15 protein-coding genes and 1 tRNA gene are annotated in these 18,728 nt (G+C 64.5%); 9 read left to right on the top strand and 7 right to left on the bottom strand.

Features of this window, described 5'->3' with window-relative positions:
* Window positions 1–6 precede the first annotated feature (6 nt).
* Both AC1VVM_RS16145 and AC1VVM_RS16140 read left to right on the top strand, forming a co-directional pair.
* Complete coding sequence (locus AC1VVM_RS16145) at window positions 7–654, top strand: hypothetical protein (protein ID WP_482904634.1); 648 nt, start codon at window positions 7–9, stop codon at window positions 652–654.
* A gap of 24 nt (window positions 655–678) precedes the next feature.
* The gene (locus tag AC1VVM_RS16140; protein WP_482955503.1) at window positions 679–1,998 is read left to right on the top strand and encodes an SPOR domain-containing protein; all 1,320 of its coding nucleotides are present in this window, start codon (window positions 679–681) and stop codon (window positions 1,996–1,998) included.
* Window positions 1,999–2,268: 270 nt separating this feature from the next.
* Here the strand turns inward: AC1VVM_RS16140 and AC1VVM_RS16135 are convergent, their stop codons facing one another.
* Together AC1VVM_RS16135 and AC1VVM_RS16130 are read right to left on the bottom strand one after the other, a co-directional pair.
* Window positions 2,269–3,510, bottom strand: coding sequence for a dihydroorotase (locus AC1VVM_RS16135; RefSeq protein WP_482904632.1), 1,242 nt, complete (start codon window positions 3,508–3,510; stop codon window positions 2,269–2,271).
* Window positions 3,507–4,487, bottom strand: coding sequence for an aspartate carbamoyltransferase catalytic subunit (locus tag AC1VVM_RS16130; RefSeq protein ID WP_482904631.1), 981 nt, complete (start codon window positions 4,485–4,487; stop codon window positions 3,507–3,509). Before AC1VVM_RS16130 ends, AC1VVM_RS16135 begins: the two co-directional genes overlap by 4 nt.
* Before the next feature lie 180 nt (window positions 4,488–4,667).
* On the opposite strand from AC1VVM_RS16130, the gene sppA reads away from it, so the two are divergent.
* Window positions 4,668–6,563: a signal peptide peptidase SppA gene (sppA, locus tag AC1VVM_RS16125; protein ID WP_482955502.1), complete on the top strand. Its 1,896-nt coding sequence runs from the start codon at window positions 4,668–4,670 to the stop codon at window positions 6,561–6,563.
* Window positions 6,564–6,624: 61 nt separating this feature from the next.
* On the opposite strand, the gene AC1VVM_RS16120 is transcribed toward sppA, so the two are convergent.
* Window positions 6,625–6,786: a hypothetical protein gene (locus AC1VVM_RS16120; RefSeq protein ID WP_165912152.1), complete on the bottom strand. Its 162-nt coding sequence runs from the start codon at window positions 6,784–6,786 to the stop codon at window positions 6,625–6,627.
* A 211-nt stretch (window positions 6,787–6,997) separates the two neighbouring features.
* On the opposite strand from AC1VVM_RS16120, the gene AC1VVM_RS16115 reads away from it, so the two are divergent.
* Together AC1VVM_RS16115 and tig are read left to right on the top strand one after the other, a co-directional pair.
* Window positions 6,998–7,082 (top strand) — tRNA-Leu (locus tag AC1VVM_RS16115).
* Window positions 7,083–7,168: 86 nt separating this feature from the next.
* Window positions 7,169–8,737 (top strand): trigger factor, encoded by a 1,569-nt coding sequence (tig, locus tag AC1VVM_RS16110; protein ID WP_482955501.1) that lies wholly within the window; start codon window positions 7,169–7,171, stop codon window positions 8,735–8,737.
* Window positions 8,738–8,816: 79 nt separating this feature from the next.
* On the opposite strand, the gene AC1VVM_RS16105 is transcribed toward tig, so the two are convergent.
* Window positions 8,817–10,292: a hypothetical protein gene (locus AC1VVM_RS16105; protein ID WP_482955500.1), complete on the bottom strand. Its 1,476-nt coding sequence runs from the start codon at window positions 10,290–10,292 to the stop codon at window positions 8,817–8,819.
* 239 nt (window positions 10,293–10,531) lie between these two features.
* Between AC1VVM_RS16105 and clpP the strand changes: the two genes are divergently transcribed.
* Both clpP and clpX read left to right on the top strand, forming a co-directional pair.
* Window positions 10,532–11,200 carry an ATP-dependent Clp endopeptidase proteolytic subunit ClpP gene (gene clpP, locus AC1VVM_RS16100; protein WP_465135813.1) on the top strand — a complete coding sequence of 223 codons (669 nt, stop codon included), beginning with the start codon at window positions 10,532–10,534 and terminating at the stop codon, window positions 11,198–11,200.
* A gap of 148 nt (window positions 11,201–11,348) precedes the next feature.
* Complete coding sequence (gene clpX / locus AC1VVM_RS16095; protein WP_132386618.1) at window positions 11,349–12,611, top strand: ATP-dependent Clp protease ATP-binding subunit ClpX; 1,263 nt, start codon at window positions 11,349–11,351, stop codon at window positions 12,609–12,611.
* A gap of 119 nt (window positions 12,612–12,730) precedes the next feature.
* Here clpX and AC1VVM_RS16090 read toward each other — a convergent pair whose 3' ends face one another.
* Entirely contained in the window at window positions 12,731–13,312 is a 582-nt protein-coding gene (locus tag AC1VVM_RS16090; protein ID WP_482955499.1) for a DUF4440 domain-containing protein, read from the bottom strand.
* 119 nt (window positions 13,313–13,431) lie between these two features.
* Window positions 13,432–14,457: a cation diffusion facilitator family transporter gene (locus AC1VVM_RS16085; protein WP_482955498.1), complete on the bottom strand. Its 1,026-nt coding sequence runs from the start codon at window positions 14,455–14,457 to the stop codon at window positions 13,432–13,434.
* 360 nt (window positions 14,458–14,817) lie between these two features.
* On the opposite strand from AC1VVM_RS16085, the gene AC1VVM_RS16080 reads away from it, so the two are divergent.
* Both AC1VVM_RS16080 and AC1VVM_RS16075 read left to right on the top strand, forming a co-directional pair.
* Complete coding sequence (locus AC1VVM_RS16080) at window positions 14,818–17,448, top strand: TonB-dependent receptor (RefSeq protein ID WP_482904624.1); 2,631 nt, start codon at window positions 14,818–14,820, stop codon at window positions 17,446–17,448.
* Between the two features lie 157 nt (window positions 17,449–17,605).
* Window positions 17,606–18,007 carry a DUF1801 domain-containing protein gene (locus AC1VVM_RS16075; RefSeq protein WP_482955497.1) on the top strand — a complete coding sequence of 134 codons (402 nt, stop codon included), beginning with the start codon at window positions 17,606–17,608 and terminating at the stop codon, window positions 18,005–18,007.
* Between the two features lie 15 nt (window positions 18,008–18,022).
* Here the strand turns inward: AC1VVM_RS16075 and mtgA are convergent, their stop codons facing one another.
* Window positions 18,023–18,688, bottom strand: a complete 666-nt coding sequence (mtgA, locus tag AC1VVM_RS16070) for a monofunctional biosynthetic peptidoglycan transglycosylase (protein WP_482956366.1) — start codon at window positions 18,686–18,688, stop codon at window positions 18,023–18,025.
* Window positions 18,689–18,728 lie beyond the last annotated feature (40 nt).

Raw genomic sequence — 18,728 nt, 5'->3', positions numbered from 1 at the left:
GGCGCGATGACCGAACCCCGTACATTCGCGTCGCTCTCGCCGAGTCTGCTGGCCCGCAAGGGCAGCGCCCGGCCCGCGATGCGCCGTCAGGATACCGCTTCCTTCGGCATGGCCGGGATGCGTGCGGATCCGGGCAAGATGGACGATCTGGGCTGGAACGACTGGGGCGATCCCGAGCAGCAGGCGCCGGTCTCGGCCGTGCCCGAAGCGCTGATGCCTGAGCCGGTCGCCGCGCCCGTGGCGGTCCACATTGAGGAAGCGCAGTTCGACGAGGCACCCGTTGCCGAGGCTTTCCACGCCGAGCCGCATCTGGACGAGGATTCGGGCGAAGACGGCTCGACCGGCCAGCCGATGGCTTCGCTGACGCCCGAAATGCCGGGCATCGCGCCGCGCAAGCCCGATGTTCTGCGCCAGATCGAGGATCTTGCCGAACGCATCAACCGCACGGCAGCTCCGGTGCGCACGATGGTTCCGGAAGGCCGCCGCGCCGCTTTCACGCTGCGTCTCGACGCAGAACGCCACTTCCGCCTCAAGATGGCCGGGCTGCTGACCAACCGCAGCGCGCAAGTCATCGTGACCGAGGCGCTCGACAAGTATCTTGCCGAATTCGCCGACATCTCGTCCCCGGCTCTATCGGCCGGAAAGCATAGCTGACCTCGTCCTAGGGGGGACAATCCGATGCAACGCCTCAATTCTTCGCACGCCCGGACCGGCGGGCTCGCGCTGGGCGCGGCCATGGCTGCCGCGCTGCTCGTGAGCTGCGCCAGCCACGCGCCGGTCGCCAGCGCCGATGCGCCCCTGACTGCGGGCGCCGAGCAGGGCGACAGGGATATCGCCCGCGCCGAACAGCGCGTGGCGAAATCGCCCCGCGATGCCCGTTCGCGCGCCATGCTGGCACAGGCCTATCTGGCGGTGGGACGCTTCGATTCGGCGGCCACCACGTTCGAGGACGCGATCTCGCTGGGTGACGAGGATGCCCACACCGCGCTCGGCGCATCGCTCGCCTATATCGGCGCTGGCCGGAATGCGGAGGCGCTGGCACTGCTTCAGCGCGTACAGGACAAGATCCCCATGAGCGACTTCGGCTTGGCCGTTGCGCTGGCCGGACAGCCTGCGAGCGGTGTCTCGATCCTGACCGACGTCGTGCGCGGCGGCGGGGCGACGCCCAAGGCGCGCCAGAACCTTGCTTATGCCTATGCCCTCGACGGCCGCTGGCGCGAAGCGCGCCTGATCGCCTCGCAGGACCTGACCGGCGACCAGCTCGAAGCCCGCCTCAACGAATGGGCTGCGAGTGCCGACGCGGACAAGAGCCGCGAGCGCATTGCCGGCCTGATGGGCGTGCCGTTGCGCGGAGATTCGGGTCAGCCGGCCATGCTGGCGCTGAACAAGCCTGCCGATGGTGCGCAACTGGCGGTTGCCGATACGGCCGCACCGGTGGCGGCTGCAGCGCCGAAGCCGGCTGCCGGCGGCGAGCTTCCGGCGGTCCAGACGGGTGAAAGCTTCTGGGGCGCCAACCAGCCCGAGGAATCGGCTCCGGCGCCTGCACCGGCTCGGGCATCTACTCCAGCGGCGGTCGTTCGTGTGGCCGCGGTCGAAGCAGCGCCCTCGCGGCCCTTCGCGGCGAGCACGACGGTCCAGCCGGCGCCGGCCGCTCGCCCTGCCGCTGTCCATGCCATTGCGGCGCGTACCGCTGCTGCGCCGAAGTTTGCAGCGGCGCAGCCGACCACGCATCTCGTTCAGCTCGGATCGTTCCGGACGATGGACGGCGCCAAGCGCGCCTGGGCCATCTTCCAGACCCAGAATCCGAAGCTCAAGGACCACACCATGCGCATCACCGAAGCGCAGGTGAACGGCCAGCGTTACTACCGCGTCGCCGCCGAAGGCTTCGATCGCGGTGCGGCGCAGGCCTTGTGCTCGACCGTTCGAAAGGGCGGCGCGGGTTGTCTTGCCTATTCCCAGCAGCGCGCCTTGCCGGGCGCCTCGCTCGCGAGCCGCTGACCGGCGCACGCTTCTACCAGTTCCATGTGAACCTGAACGGCTCCTGTCCTCGGACAGGGGCCGTCTTTTTTGGTGCATGGCTGAGGTTTGGTGTTTCCGGTTGAGCCTGAACCGCGAACCACCCGTCGCCCCCGCGCAGGCGGGGGCCTCGCTTTCTTTTGCTAAGCTGGCCAAGAAAAGCGGGGTCCCCGCCTGCGCGGGGACGACGAGGTGCTTTGGGTGAAAGGGGAGTGCGTTTTGGGCCGGAACGGATCCGGCCCATGCAGCCGCTTACTTCTGAAGCACCGCCACGCCGCCCTTGAACAGCGCTACGGCACGGCCCTGAACAGGCTGTTTGTCGAACGGCGTATTGCCCGCAACAGCCGCCATCTTGCTCGAATCGACGATCCACGGACGATCCGGCGCGACCACTGCGATGTCGGCCTCGGCGCCCACTTCGAGCTTGCCCGCATTCACGCCCAGCAACCTGGCCGGGTTCGTGGCGACCAGCTCGAATGCGCGTGACATCGAGATCACGCCATCGCGCACGAGATTCATCGTGTGCGGCAGCAGCGTTTCGGCGCCCGCCATGCCGGGGGCCGAATCAGAGAAGGGCAGGCGCTTGTCCTCGGGCCCGCGCGGATCATGGCCGGAGGCGATGACGTCGATGGTGCCATCGCCGATGGCGGCGATCACGGCCTTGCGGTCGTCTTCGCAGCGCAGCGGCGGCGAGAGGTGCGCGAACGTGCGGAAGCCCCCCAGTGCGAGGTCCGAGAGCATGAAGTAGGCCGGCGTCACGCCCGCCGTCACTTTCAGCCCGCGCGCCTTGGCGCCACGCACGAGGTCCAGCCCCTTGGCGGTCGTCACCTTGCGGAAGTGGATCGGCGCATTCGCCAGTTCGGCCAGCGCGATATCGCGGGCGATGGCCAGCGCCTCGGCTTCGGCCGGTGCGGAAGGCAGGCCGAGGCGGGTCGCCATTTCGCCGGCCGTGGCGACGGCCTTGCCGACGATGCCCGCGTCCTCGGAATGCGTCATCACCACCATGCCGAGCATGCCGGTGTACTGGAGAAGGCGCAGCATAGTGCCCGAATCGCCGATCCAGTGGCGACCGGTGGCGACGGCCTTGGCCCCGGCGTCACGCATCAGCGCGATCTCGGCCAGCGACGTGCCTTCGAGGCCCTGCGTCGCGGCAGCGAGCGGGTGGACCCAGAAGTCCGGTTTGCCCGACTGCGCGGCGAAGCGCACGCGTGCCGGCACGTCCAGCGGCGGATTCTGGTCCGGCATCAGCGCGGCGCGGGTGATACCGCCGAAGTGGAAGGCTGGTTTGTCGATGGCGAAAACGCCCAGATCGACAAGGCCCGGAGCGATCAGGTGGCCGCCTGCGTCATGGACGGTATCGCCCGGTTGCGCAGTGACATCGGCGCCGATCGCGGTGATGAAGCCGCCCTCGCTGCGCAGCCCGCCCGGGGTGATGGAGCCATCGGCGAGGACCAGCTTGCCATTGGTGACGGTGAGGGGCGCCTGATTGCTCATGCCCAGCCCTCCACACCGCGCGTTCGCCGGGTCAGCACGTCAAGACAGGCCATGCGCATGGCCACGCCCATTTCGACTTGCGTGGTGATCTGCGAGCGGCCGACCAGATCGGCCACGTTGGAGTCGATTTCGATACCGCGGTTCATCGGTCCCGGATGCATGACGAGGGCGTCGGGCTCGGCCTTGGCAAGCCGGTCGAGCGTGAGGCCGTAAAGATGGCGATATTCGCGCGGGGAGGGGATGAACTGGCCTTCCATGCGTTCCAGTTGGAGGCGCAGCATCATCACCACGTCGGCGCCCTTCAGCGCGGCGTCGAAATCATGAAACACCTTCACGTTCATCCGCTCGATATCGGCGGGCATCAGCGCGGGCGGCGCGCAGACGCGCACTTCGGCGCCGAGCGAGGCCAGCGAGAGGATGTTCGAGCGAGCGACGCGGCTGTGCAGGATATCGCCGCAGATGGTCACGCGCAGGCCGTTGAAGGCGCGCTTGGCCTGCCGGATGGTCAGGGCGTCGAGAAGGGCCTGCGTGGGGTGTTCGTGCTGGCCGTCACCGGCATTGAGCACCGGGCAATCGACCAGATCGGCGATCAGCTGCACCGCGCCGGAACTGGCATGGCGGATGACGATGGCATCGGCGCGCATGGCGTTCAGCGTCATCGCCGTGTCGATCAGCGTCTCGCCCTTCTTCACGCTGGAATTGGCGACGGCCATGTTGACCACATCGGCGCCGAGGCGCTTGCCGGCGATTTCGAAACTCAGCAGCGTGCGCGTCGAGTTTTCGAAGAAGGCATTGATGATCGTCAGGCCGGACAGCAGGTCGCGGCGTTTCTGCGTGCCGCGATTGAGTTCGACCCACTGCTGGGCCTCGTCAAGGAGGAACCATATCTCATGCGGGGCAAGGCCGCCGATGCCCACGAGACCGCGATGCGGGAAGGCGAGCGCGCCTTCCGGATAGATATATTCTGGGGATGTCATCGAAGATCAGGCCTTAGGCACAGGTGGGGCCGGGCTCAAGCGTTTTGAGCCGAGTCCTTTGCAAGGCACGCCATTCGTATCCACATGGCGGGCGCATGGGGCCGGAAAAAAGACTTGTTGCCCGCTCTGGCCGCACCGGCCCCGTGGGGGTATGAAGTTGCCGGAAAGGCGGGTGAATCCATGAAATTTGCGCACAGGGTCTGGAGATTGCTGGTCGCGGTGAAGGACGCGCTGGCGCTGGTTTTCCTCTTGCTCTTCTTTGGCGCGCTCTATGCCCTGCTGATGGCGCGGCCCGCCGCCACCCGGATTCAGGACGGCGCGCTGCTGCTCGACCTCAATGGCTCGATCGTCGAGGAGAAGAGCCGGATCGACCCGCTGGCCCTGCTGCTCGGCTCCAGCGCACCGGCCGGCGAATATCAGGCCCGCGACCTCGAACGCGCGCTGCACCTTGCCGCGACGGATAGCCGCATCAAGGTCGTCGTGCTCGACATGTCGCGTTTTCTGGGCGGCGGCATGGTGCATATCGAGGAAATCGGCCAATCGATGGATGAAGTGCGCAAGGCGGGCAAGCCGGTGCTGACGTTCGCCAATGCCTATGCCGATGACGGCGTCCAGCTCGCCTCCCATGCCAGCGAGGTCTGGATCGACCCGATGGGCGGCGCCTTCGTGGCGGGCCCGGGCGGGAATCAGGTCTATTTCAAGGGCCTGCTCGACCGTTTCAAGGTCAACGCCCATGTCTTCCGCGCCGGAACCTATAAGAGCTTCGTGGAACCCTACATGCGCAGCGACATGTCGCCCGAGGCGCGCGAGGCCATGCAGGACGTCTACGGCGCGCTCTGGAACAGCTATCGGGCCAACATCGCCGCCGCGCGCCCCCGGGCGCAGCTTGACCGAATGACCGGCGATCCGCTGGGCTGGGCCAAGGCGAGCGGAGGTGACTTCGCCGAAGGCGCCAAGGCGGCCGGGATCGTCGACCGCATCGGCGACAAGAGCGAGTTCGATGCCCGCGTGGCGTCCATCGCCGGCAAGGACGATTCCGATCAGGACGGCAGGGATCTGCCCTATCGCCACACCGCACTGGCCGCCTGGCTCGCCGCCAATCCCGAAAAGAAGGAAGGCGCCGAGATCGGAGTCGTCACTATCGCCGGTGAAATCGTCGACGGCGATGCCGGGCCGGGCCGCGCCGGCGGCGACCGCATTGCCCAGTTGCTGGACGATAATATCGACGAAGGCTTCAAGGCGCTGGTCGTGCGCATCGATTCGCCGGGCGGTTCGGCCATGGCGGCCGAGCGCATGCGCCGCGCGATCGAGCGCTACAAGGCGAAGAAGATCCCGATCGTGGTCTCGATGGGCAACCTTGCCGCCAGCGGCGGTTACTGGGTCTCGACACCGGGGCAGACCGTCTTTGCCCAACCCGCCACGATCACTGGATCGATCGGCGTCTTTGCCGTCATTACCAGCTTCGAGAATACGTTGGCCCAATATGGCGTCACCAGCGACGGCGTGAAGACCACGCCGCTGTCCGGCCAGCCCGACATCCTCGGCGGCCTTTCGCCCGAGGTGGAGGGCATGTTGCAGGCCTCGATCGAGAGCACTTACCACAAGTTCGTCGGTATTTCGGCGCAGGCGCGCCGGACCACGCCGGAGAAGATGGACGCGATCGCGCAAGGCCGCGTCTGGCCGGGCTCAGAGGCGCAGCGGATCGGCCTTGTCGACCGTATGGGCGATCTCAATGCCGCGCTGGCCGAAGCGGCGCGGCTTGGCGGTGTCGGCAACGGCAAGTGGCATGCCGTCTATCTCCAGAGCGAGGAGGACACGGTCACCCGGTTCGTGAACAGCTACACCTCGCAGGCGCCGGATGAAGACAGCCATGCCCGGGCCTACGACTTCGCGAGCCTCGTGTCGCAGCGCCGTGAGGAGCAGGGCGCGCATCTGGCGGGGCAGCTTGCGGCGATGCTCTCGACCAGCGGGGCACAGGCTTACTGTCTGGAATGCCCGGTCGTGCCCGGTGCTGCCCGCAAGGCGGACAAGCAAACGACGCTGCGGACATTGGCCCGGCTGGTAGGACTGAACTGAATACGGGCCGCTGCCCGGAGCTTGTTTGAAATCCGGTTACGAACGGATTTCAAACAGTCCCTCAGTCCGGGGGCGGCAATTCCGTAGGCGTCGGATCCGGCTGATCGAAGTCCGGGCCAGTCGGTGGCAGTTCCTGCGGGGTATCCGGCGCGTCTGGTTCCATGGGCGGATAGGGCGTTTCGGGCGGGGTATTGCCGGGGTCGTCTCCGGGTTGGGTGGCCATGGCTGCCTCTCGCTTTGTCATGTCTTCAAGGGACATTACTCTAGTTGGGCAGGCGGCAGGCATGGTGCAAGGCGGCCTGCCGGAGGGCTGCCGCGACCCGTCCCGGCACGGGAACGGCGCAGCCTGTCTGCACACCATGCGAATCGCCGCACTTGCCCTTTTCCGCGTGTCCTTATAAGGGCACGGGCCTTGAGTTTCAGGCTTCATCTTTGCGGGCGTGGCGGAACTGGTAGACGCGCTGGTTTTAGGTACCAGTATCGAAAGATGTGGGGGTTCGAGTCCCTTCGCCCGCACCAGTCTGCCGCCCGGGGGGATGAGTCGCGAGAATCGGCCCGCAGGCTCTTTGCGTTGGCCCGTTGAATTGCACAGGAAGGCATTTGAAATGCAGATCGTCGAAACCACCAACGAGGGCCTGAAGCGCGCCTACACGGTGACCATTCCCGCCAAGACCATCACTGCCAAGATCGAGGGTGAGGTCAAGAAGATCGCCCCGCAGGTCAAGATGCCCGGCTTCCGCCCCGGCAAGGTGCCCGCGAACCTCGTCAAGAAGATGCACGGCGACGCGATCCACCAGGAAGCGCTGAACAGCTCGATCCGCGAAGCGATGGACAAGCTGGTTGCCGATCACGCGCTGCGTCCGGCCATGAACCCCGATGTTGCGCTGGGCGAAGGCTATGAGCAAGGCAAGGATGTCGAGCTGACCGTCAGCCTCGAAGTCCTCCCGGTTATCGCCGCTCCCGCGATCGACGGCCTGAAGCTGGAAAAGCTGACCGTGCCCGTGGCCGAAGACGCCGTTGCCGAAGCGGTTGAGCGCATTGCCTCGCAGCAGCAGCGTTTCGAAACCAAGGACGGCGCGGCCGAAGACGGCGACCAGCTGATCATCGACTTCACCGGCAAGCTCGACGGCGTCGAGTTCGACGGCGGCAAGGCCGAGAAGGCCCCGCTGGTCATCGGTGCCGGCCGCTTCATCCCCGGCTTCGAAGAGCAGCTCGGCGGCGCCAAGGCCGGTGACGAGCGCACCATCACGGTGACCTTCCCCGAAGACTACCCCGCCGCGAACCTCGCCGGCAAGGAAACCACCTTCGACATCGTCGTGCACGAAGTGAAGGCACCTGCCGAATCGAAGATCGACGACGATTTCGCCAAGGAACTGGGTCTTGAGAGCCTTGAGCAGCTCCAGGGCCTGCTCAAGGGCCAGCTGGAGCAGGAAACTGCCGGCCTGACCCGCACCGCGATGAAGCGCCAGCTGCTTGACCAGCTTGCCGCCGGTCATGACTTCGACGTGCCGCCGACCATGGTGGAAGCCGAATTCTCGCAGATCTGGCAGCAGCTCACGCAGGAAGCCGGCAACGAGGAAGATCCCGCTGCCGCTCTCGCCGAGATCGAAGCCGAGAAGGACGATTACCGCAAGATCGCCGAGCGCCGCGTGCGTCTGGGCCTGCTCCTGTCGGAAATCGGCCAGGCCAACGGCGTGGAAGTGACCCAGCAGGAAATGTCGATGCTGGTCTCGCAGGCTGCGCAGCAGTATCGTCCGGAAGACCGCCAGCGCTTCTTCGAATATGTCCAGCAGGACCCGATGATGGCTGCCCAGCTGCGCGCGCCGCTCTACGAGGACAAGGTCGTCGATTTCCTGATCGAGAAGGCCGAAGTCACCGAGCGCGAAGTGACCCGCGACGAACTGCAGGCTGCTATCGAGGCTGACACCGACGGCGAGAAGCCGGCGGAAGCCAAGAAGCCGGCCGCCAAGAAGGCTCCGGCCAAGAAGGCCGTTGCCAAGGACGCCGCCGAGGAAGCGCCGGCTGACGAAGCTGCTGCCGAGGAAAAGCCGAAGAAGGCTCCCGCCAAGAAGGCTGCTGCTAAGAAGGACGAAGCTGAAGTCGAGGCCGAGGCCGAGGCGAAGCCCGCCAAGAAGGCTCCGGCCAAGAAGAAGGCCGCTGCCAAGGAAGACTGATCGCGTCGCTTAAACCGCTGACCGATCGTTGAAAGGCCCGCCGTGTGCGAACACGGCGGGCCTTTCTTGTTGATGTCGGTTAAGCGCCCGGCTGCGAAACCGCGACCCAGCCATCGCCGATACGGTGGACCTCGATCGCGTCCACCGCGAACCCGCTCTGGCGCAAGTGGGCGAGGATGACAGCATCGCTCAGGCGATGACGGCTGTCGTGCTCGGCCCAGAACAACGTGGGGCAGGCCTCTGCCCGTTTCCGTGAGGTTTCCGGCTCGATCGCGAAGCCGAAGTGTCCGGCAACCTCGCGATAGGCCCAGGGCGCGACCGAAAGGTTGTCTGCGGGCGGGAGGGACAGGACATCGGCGTTCCAGAAGCGGTCGGTATGGACCAGCGTGCCGGGGCAGAGGCGCACCTCGCGAGCGATGAAGCCGCCGGTGCCGTACCACGAGTAGCGCGCTTCGGCCTTGCCGACATTCTGCACCAGTCCGCAGGCCGAGACGAGCAGCGCGAAGCTGAGAAAGACCGCCGTCGTTTTCGGCCCCAGCGCCCTCAGCAGGCGTCCGCAGGCCAGCGCGATACCCACGCTGACCGCGCCGACCATGGCGGTCAGGTACTTCTCGATCAGCATCGGGTGGAGCAGGTGCACCACCACCAGCATGCCAAGGCCAGCCATCACGCCTGTCGCCAGCAGGGCCAGCGTCCGGACCTCGGTGCAGGCCGTGCGGTTGCGGATGAGGTCGCGCCCCATGAGGAGCACGCCGGCAAGCGCACCCAGCAGCACGAGCGGGTTGGCTTCCAGACTGCGCAGCAGGGCATATTCGATTGACCACCGCGCTTCGCCGAAGCCGGCCGGTATCCAAAACGCCCGGGTATTGGCTTGCCAGTAGGGCAGCTGGATCAGGCTGATGGCGATGAAGACCCCGCCCGCCGCCAGCGCCGGCACGGCGACGGCACGCGCCAGAGTCCAGTCGCGGCGCAGCACGGCGGCGGCGATAAAGGGGGCAATAAGGGCTCCGGCGATCAGCGTGGTGACGATATGGGTGTTGAAAGCCACCAATACGCTGGCAAAATAGATCAGTCGGCGTGCCCGCGAGCCGCCTTCGCACGTGAGCGACAGGGCGCTGAGGAATAGCGCCAGCACGGTGCCCGCGCCAAGCGACAGGAAGTAGGAGCGCAGTTCGCTCGCGCTCAGCACGGTCCATTCGTTGCCTGCCAGCAGCAGCAGAAGCACGGCGCTCGCGGGCAGCAGGCGCGGCACATCGCGCACGATGGCCACGCCGGCAAGGAGGCAGACCACGCCGATGGCGAGGTTCAGCAGCCGGTGAGTCTCTATGGAGCCCATCCAGGCGGTGGCGCGGGCAAGGGCGTAATAGAGCGGCGGATGATTGTCCGCGAGCCAGCTCGTCCGCAGGGCTTCACCCCAGCCGGGGCCGGGGCGCGTCACATATTGCGTGTAGAATTCGTCGTACCATGGACCGCGATGCAGGCACGCCCACGCGATTCCCATGGCAAGGGCCATCACGGTAAGCAGGATCGTGCCCACCTGGAGCTTTTTCGACATGCAAAGGCTCCCCCCGAAGCCGGCGACAAGAGATTTCCCTTATCCCGCCAAGGGATGACGGAAATATTGAGAAAGGGCAACGGATCGTGCCCTCGATCGCTCTGAAGCGGGACAAGTGGGGCTCAAGGTCGGACAATGCCCGCATAAGTTGTGTGCGGTGCACTGATTGAGGGGTTAAAGGCCTTGAACATCGTGCGGGGGCACGCGACATAGGCGGTCCAAATCAGAAGAGGACTCCCATGCTCGACCTGTTTGGCGCCTCGGGCGCCCAAGGAAAGTTCACTACCGACCCCGTGACCGGCGCACTCGTGCCGATGGTCGTCGAGCAGACCAGCCGTGGTGAGCGCAGCTTCGACATCTACTCGCGCCTGCTGCGCGAGCGCATCGTTTTCATCACCGGCGAAGTCGAGGACCACATGGCCTCGCTGATCGTCGCGCAGCTCCTGTTCCTCGAATCGGAAAATCCGACCAAGGACATTTCGATGTACATCAACTCGCCGGGCGGCGTGGTGACGGCCGGCATGGCCATCCACGACACCATGCAGTACATCAAGCCGCGCGTTTCGACGGTGTGCATCGGCCAGGCTGCATCGATGGGCAGCTTCCTGCTCGCCGCCGGTGAGCCGGGCATGCGTATCGCTCTGCCGAACGCCCGCATCATGGTGCACCAGCCCTCGGGCGGCGCACGCGGTATGGCTTCGGACATCGAGATCCAGGCGCGCGAGATCCTGCGGATGCGCAAGCGTCTCAACGATCTCTACGTGAAGTACACCGGCAAGTCGCTCGACGAGATCGAGAAGGCGATGGACCGCGACACCTTCCTCGAAGCCGAGGAAGCACTGGCGTTCGGCCTCGTCGACAAGGTCTTCGAAACGCGGCCCGACGCCGACAAGCCGGCCGAAGCCTGAGCATGACGCGGAAGGTCGGTGCCTGCGGGTATCGACCTTCAGTTCTTTGCAATGGTTCTCGGGGTACCCATATCGGGCTAGGATTGCAAAACCGGCCCCGTCCAAGGTAGACTCGACGAGTCGCCTGGAAATGGCCTAAAGACGGAAAATGACGAAATTGAGCGGATCTGACGCGAAAAGCACCCTCTACTGCAGCTTCTGCGGCAAGTCGCAGCACGAAGTGCGCAAGCTGATCGCGGGCCCCACGGTCTTCATCTGCGACGAATGTGTCGAGCTCTGCAACGACATCATTCGCGAGGAAACCAAGGCCGGGATTGCGGGTAAAAAGGACGGCGGCGTGCCGTCTCCCCGCGACATCTGCGAGACGCTGAACGACTACGTGATCGGGCAGGACCGCGCGAAGCGCGTGCTGTCGGTGGCGGTGCACAACCACTACAAGCGGCTGAAGCACAGCGGCAAGCAGGGCGACGTCGAGCTTTCAAAGTCGAACATCCTGCTCGTCGGGCCGACCGGTTCGGGCAAGACGCTGCTCGCGCAGACGCTCGCCAAGACGTTCGACGTGCCCTTCACCATGGCCGACGCCACCACGCTGACGGAAGCCGGTTACGTGGGCGAGGACGTGGAGAACATCATCCTCAAGCTGCTCCAGGCTTCCGACTACAACGTCGAGAAGGCGCAGCACGGCATCGTCTACATCGACGAAATCGACAAGATCAGCCGCAAGGCCGAGAATCCGTCGATCACGCGCGACGTTTCGGGCGAGGGCGTGCAGCAGGCGCTGCTGAAGCTGATGGAAGGCACCACCGCATCGGTTCCGCCGCAGGGCGGCCGCAAGCACCCGCAGCAGGAATTCCTGCAGGTGGACACGACCAACATCCTGTTCATCTGCGGCGGCGCCTTCGCGGGTCTTGAGAAGATCATTGCCGACCGCCTCCAGAAGCGTTCGATCGGCTTCGGCGCGCATGTCGCCGATCCGGACAAGCGCCGCGTGGGCGAACTGCTCCAGAAGGCGGAGCCGGAAGATCTGCTCAAGTTCGGCCTGATCCCCGAGTTCGTCGGCCGTCTGCCGGTGATCGCGACCCTGAACGACCTCGACATCGAGGCGCTGGTCAAGATCCTGAAGGAGCCGCGCAACGCGCTGATCAAGCAGTACGCCAAGCTGTTCGAGCTGGAAGACGTGGAACTGACCTTCACGGACGAGGCGCTTGAGGCGATCGCCCAGAAGGCCATCGACCGCAAGACCGGCGCGCGCGGCCTGCGTTCGATCGTGGAAGGGCTGCTGCTCGACACCATGTTCGACCTGCCGACCGAAGGCGATATCGCCGAAGTCGTTGTCGACAAGGACGTGGTGGAGGGCCGCAAGGAACCGGTCCGCGTGCTCAAGGGCGACAAGGCCGAAGCCGCAGCCTAAGCGCTGCTGCCAAGATCAAAACGAAAAGGGCCCGTCCGGATTATCCGGGCGGGCCCTTTTCGTTGTTCGGAATTGCGCCCCGGCTCACCGGCCGGGCAGCCGGGGCGCATGGTCGCTTCTCAGTTGTTTCCGTCAGAAGGGGGCGGGCCCATGCGGCCGCCACCGGGACCGCCGCGCCCGCCACGCGGAGGCATCGGATCGCCCTTCTTCATCGTGCGCACGACCTGACCGTCGCGGGAAATCGTCATCTGCTCGGTCTCGGTGGACTTGAGCAGCCATCCCTTGTCGGTCTGGACCCAGGTATCGTGCGACAGTTCGCTCATCGCGATCTGATGGGTTTCGCCGTCACGGCCCTGGCGGTTGTCGGAGGCGTCCTGGCGCTGCTCGACTTCGGCGGTCTGGCCATTGACGGTCACCGAGGTAATCGTGTTGGTCGACTTGCGGCTCGGATCGACGGGAATATTCGCAAGGCGCTCGATCATGTCATTGGCGTTCATGGAATTGCCGCCAAGATCGGTGCGCTTGAAGTCAGGCGTCAGGAAAGGCTTGATGTCATCCGGCTCGCGCGTGTCCATGGCGGTCTTGAGTGCCGCGTAGCGCGCCTCAAGGTCACTCTTGGTGTCGGCATGGGCAAGGCCGGGCAGCAAGGCGCAAGCGAGCGCTGCGGAAAGCATGAGGCGGGCGGGGTGTCGACGTTTCATCGCGGATCTGTCCGTGCAATCAAAGATGGACACGATTCCTAAACGCCGCCCCGCCTGCCGCAATCGGGTTTATTGTACCTTATTGTCGCTGGGCGCGGACGGAGCACGCCAGACCGATTTCAGACGACGGATTCGCTTTCCAGCGAACACACGCATTCGGCCTCGGTTTCGATCTGGATGGTCGGGTGGCCGATGCGGAAATCGTGCTCAAGGTCATGGGCAAGTTGCTGGAGGAAAGCGTCGCCGGGCTGGCCCTCGGGCATGACGAGGTGCGCGGTAAGCGCGGTCTCGGTCGTGCTCATCGGCCAGACGTGAAGGTCGTGGACGCGCTCCACGCCGGGGCGGGCTTCCAGGAAGCCGCGCACGGCGCCGATGTCGATGCTCTCTGGCACGGCCATCATGCCCATCCGCAGCGACTCGCGCAGCAGGCTCCAGCTCGACCAGCCGATGACGGCGGTGATGACCAGCGAGGCGATCGGATCGACAAGGCTCCAGCCGGTCCAGACAATGACGATGCCGGCGATAACCACCCCGGCAGAAACCGCTGCGTCGGCCATCAGATGCACGAAAGCGGCGCGCAAATTGAGATCGGTCTTGCTGCCCTTGGCAAACAGCAGCGCCGAGAGAGCGTTCACTGCAATACCTAGCGCCGCGACCACGATCATCGTCGTCCCCGCGACGGGTGCCGGTTCGGCGAAGCGGCGGATCGTTTCGACCAGGATCGCGCCGATCGCTACCCACAGCAGAGCGGCATTGGCGATGGCAGCTAGAATCGAGGAGCTTTTCAGCCCGTATGTAAAGCGCTCCGTCGGCGGCCGCGAAGCAAGCACGCTGGCGGCCCAGGCGAGCAGGAGCGAGAGTACGTCCGACAGATTGTGACCCGCATCGGCAAGCAGGGCCATCGAGTCGCTGAGAAAACCGGCGGTCACTTCCGCCACCACGAAGATGAGATTGAGCCCGACCGCGAGAGCGAAAGCCCTGCCTATGTTGCTCGGCAGGGAGTGGTGATGGCCATGGTGGTGGCCCCCATGGCTATGTCCATGGCCGTGCCCATCACCGGGCCCGTGATGGTGACCATGACCATGACCGTGATCGTGGTGCGGGTGGCCGTGATTATGGCCCTGGTGGTTGTGTGCGACGCCCATGGACCGCGTGTCTCGCACAGGCACCGCAAATGCATCAAGCGATGTCGTAACATGTCATGCACATCGAGGTCGCTCATACCGCAGTGCGGCATGTTGAAACAATATTGCGAGTGACATTTTTGTCGCACGGAGCGGGCAAAAATATTTCCATGAATCGCCGAAAAACAAGGAAATGCACGAGTCCATCGCGCTCAATCTGTCACGTTGCGGAAAAATTGCATCGCCCCCGATAGAAATGAATCCCGCGTGTCAGGGAGTTGTCATATTGCACTGCTCTTAGCAGCCGCAGCAAACCTGTGGCGGGGCAAAACCTTCCGCATCATTGCGTCAATCCCACTCTCAAGGCTCCAGGGGGCTAAGATGAAGTTCCATTCCGTTCTCTCCACCGCGACCAGCACGCTCGCCGTCGGCGCAGCGTTCCTCGCGATGCCGGCTCTCGCCCAGTCGACCGGTTCGTCGCAATTCGAAGAAGGCACCATTGTCGTCACCGGCAATGCGCCGCGTCAAATCGGCGGCGTCAAGCTGCCGGATACGACCAAGACCAAGCAGGTCATCACGCAGGATCTGATCGCCACGCAGCGTGCGGGCCAGACCGTGATGGAGGTCATCAACCTCGTCCCCGGCGTCAGTTTCCAGAACAACGATCCTTACGGTTCGTCGGGCGGCACGCTGAATATCCGTGGTTTTGACGCCAGCCGTATCTCGCTGACGTTCGACGGTATTCCGCTCAACGATACCGGTAACTACGCGCAGTATTCGAACCAGCAGCTTGACCCCGAGCTGATCGAGCAGGTCAACGTCAACCTCGGCACGACCGACGTCGACAGCCCGACCGCCGCCGCTTCGGGTTCGACCGTGAACTACAAGAGCCGCAACCCGACCGAAGACTTCCACGTCAGCACCAGCGGTTCGGTCGGTGAATACGGCTTCTTCCGCATGTTCGGCGTTGTCGACACCGGCACGTTCACCTCGATCGGCACCCGCGCCTGGATCTCGGCCAGCCACGCCGAGAACGAGAACCCGTTCCAGCGTTCGAGCAAGACCAACAAGTCGCAGTACAACGCGAAGATCTACCAGCCGCTGGGTGACAATGGCGACTTCATCTCGATCGCCGGCAACTACAACGTCAACCGCAACCGCAACTTCTCGTCGGTTCCGCTGCGCACCGATTCGTCGATCTTCACGGTCAACGGCACGGCGCCGAACCAGACGCTGACGACCACCGATCGCGTTGTCGGTTCGGGTTCGACCAACCGCTTCCCCACCACCCGCGACGAGCGCGACTACACCCTCGCAAACTGCCAGGTGGCTGCCGCGCGTACCGGTGTTGTCGATTCGCCCAACGTATGCGGCACGCGTTACGACGAGAGCTACAACCCGTCGAACACCGGCAGCATCCGCATCAATTCGCGCTTCACGCTTTCGGACACTCTCGCCCTGACCGTGGACCCGAGCTACCAGTACACCAAGGCGAATGGCGGCACCGGCGCGGTTACGGGCTATGAAGGCTTCTACAAGACCAAGGCTGGCCAGAACATCTTTGGCTACATTGGCGGCAAGCCCTACTTCGGCGGCGTCGACCTCAACGGCGACGGCGACACGCTTGACAGCGTTACGGTTTACGCACCCAGCGAAACCAAGACCAACCGCTTCGGCGTCATCGCCAACCTGATCTGGAACCCGGTCGATGGTCAGACCTTCCGTCTGAACTACTCGCTCGACTACGGCCGTCACCGTCAGACCGGTGAAGCGGCGCTCCTGTTCCAGAACGGCCTGACCACGGAATACTTCCCCGAGGACAATCCGATCCTCGACGCTTCGGGCCAGCCGATCGAGAAGCGCAATCGCAAGTCGATCGCCATGCTCAACCAGGCTTCCGCCGAATACCGCGGCGAGTTTCTGGACAAGCGCCTGACCGTAAACCTTGGCGTCCGTTCGCCCTGGTTCACGCGTCGTCTCGACAACCGTTGCGTGACCGAAGCGGGCGGCGCCTTTGTCGACTGCTTCAACGACGAAGCGTCGCAGGCGGCCTTCCTGATCGCCAATCCGACCTACGTCGGGCCGACCAAGCGCACCTTCAACTACCACAAGTTCCTGCCGACTGCCGGTCTGAACTACTCGGTCACCGGCAACGTCAGCGTGTATGCTAACTACTCGAAGGGCATGCAGGTTCCGGGTACGGACAACCTGTACCAGTCGCTGGGCTTCACTTCGGACGAAGCTGTGCCGAAGCCGGAAACCACCGACAACTTCGATCTCGGCGCGCGCTACATCTCGGGCAAGGTCCAGGCTCAGGTTTCGGCCTGGTACACCAAGTTCCAGAACCGTCTGGCTTCGTCGTACGATCCTGTGCTCGACGTGACGCTCTATCGTAACCTCGGCAAGGTTGACCGCTACGGCCTCGATGGCAGCGTCGGCTACTCGCCGATCAAGGAAGTCACCATCTACGCCTTCGGTTCGGTGATGAAGTCGAAGATCCTCGACAACGTCCAGTCGGGCGAGTGCACCGCGGCAAACGTCACGGCAGGCGCATCGACCGGCATCGGCACCTGCGCGGCTGTTGGCGATCCGATCTACTACCTGACCAAGGGCAAGCGCGAGAGCGGCGCGTCGACCTACATGTTCGGTACGCGCATCCAGGGCAACCTGGGTCCGGTCCAGCTGGGCGTGCAGGCCAAGCGCACTGGTCCGCGTTACGTCAACGACCAGAACATCGCGATCACGTCGAGCTACACGCTCAACGGCAAGGTCACGAACTATCAGGTCTATGGCGCCAAGACCCCGGCCTACAACGTGGTCGATCTCGACGCCAAGGTGAAGCTCGGGTTCCTCGGTCTGAACGACCAGACCTACCTGCAGCTCAACGTGACCAACCTGTTCGACAAGCTCTATGTCGGCGGCTTCGGTTCGAGCACCTCATCGACCTCGATCCCTTACGCCTACATCGGTTCGCCGCGCACTGTCAGCGGCACCATCACCGTGGGCTTCTGATCCAGGAATTCGCGTCACGCGAAACAGGGGAGGGGAGAGAACTTCGGTTCTCTCCCCTTTTTTGTGCGTGGGTGCCAATGCGCCGTGGGCCTTGCGGAAATGTGGGCGGCTGGCCTAGCCTGCGTCCCTGCGACTGAATGGCGGGAGCGTGACGCAAATGAGCGGAAATGGCGACGGGGCGGAGCCTTCGCGGCTCATCGATGCACGGATCGCGGAACTGAATGACTGGCGCGGCGAAATGCTGGCGCGTCTTCGCTCGATCGTGCTCAAGGCCGATCCGGAAGTCGTCGAGGAATGGAAATGGCGCGGCGTGCCGGTTTGGTCGCGCTCCGGCATCATCTGCACCGGCGAGACGTACAAGGCGGCGGTCAAGATGACCTTTACCAAGGGCGCCTCGCTTCCGGATCCGGCGGAGCTGTTCAATTCCAGCCTGGACGGCAACGTGCGCCGCGCCATCGATTTTCATGAAGGCGAGACGGTCGACGAAGCGGCGCTGACCGCACTGGTACGCACCGCAATCGAACTCAATCTTGCGAAGAAGCCTGCCCGCTCGAAGTGAGCAGGGCTTTCCGGCTTACTCGTAGATGCAGGAATCGAAGCCGGCGCGCTTCACCGTGCCGATGCGCGCGGCAATCGTGTTGCCGTAGCGGCGCGTGAAGCCGGAGGGGTTCTTGACGTCGCGCGTCTTGGGGCTGGGCAGGGCGGCGGCGATGCGCGCGGCCTCGATTGGCGTGAGATTGGTGGCCGATTTGCCGTAGTAGCGCTGGGCGCCGGCTTCCACGCCGTACGTACCAATGCCGGTTTCGGCGACGTTGAGGTAGACTTCCATGATTCGCCGCTTGTCCCACAGCGATTCGATCAGGAAGGTGAACCAGACCTCGAAGCCCTTGCGGATGTAGCGCGTCCAGCCTTCGCCTTGCCACAGGAACACGTTCTTGGCGGTTTGCTGGCTGATCGTTGAACCACCGCGCAGGCGTCCGCCGGCGGCGTTGCGTTCGAAGGCCTTTTCGATGGCGTCGGTGTCGAAGCCATTGTGCGTGCAGAACTTTCCGTCCTCGGCGGCGATGGCGGCGGCGGGCATGTTGCGGTCGATCCGGCTCAGCGGCTGCCAGTCCTTGGTGATGCCGTTGCCGTCGGACAGCATCGTGACCGTCACCGGCGGCGGCACGAAGCGATAGAGCACGGTCAGCCCCACGCTGATCGCGACGAACCAGACGATGACTTTGGCAGTGATGCGCAGCAAGCGAGAGGGCCCTGAATTCGAAGGAAGTTGCCGCATC

It is taken from the genome of Novosphingobium sp. BL-S-33 (assembly GCF_056857025.1).
The sequence above is the reverse complement of the archived record's forward strand: the minus strand, read 5'-3'. Positions and strand labels throughout refer to the sequence as shown.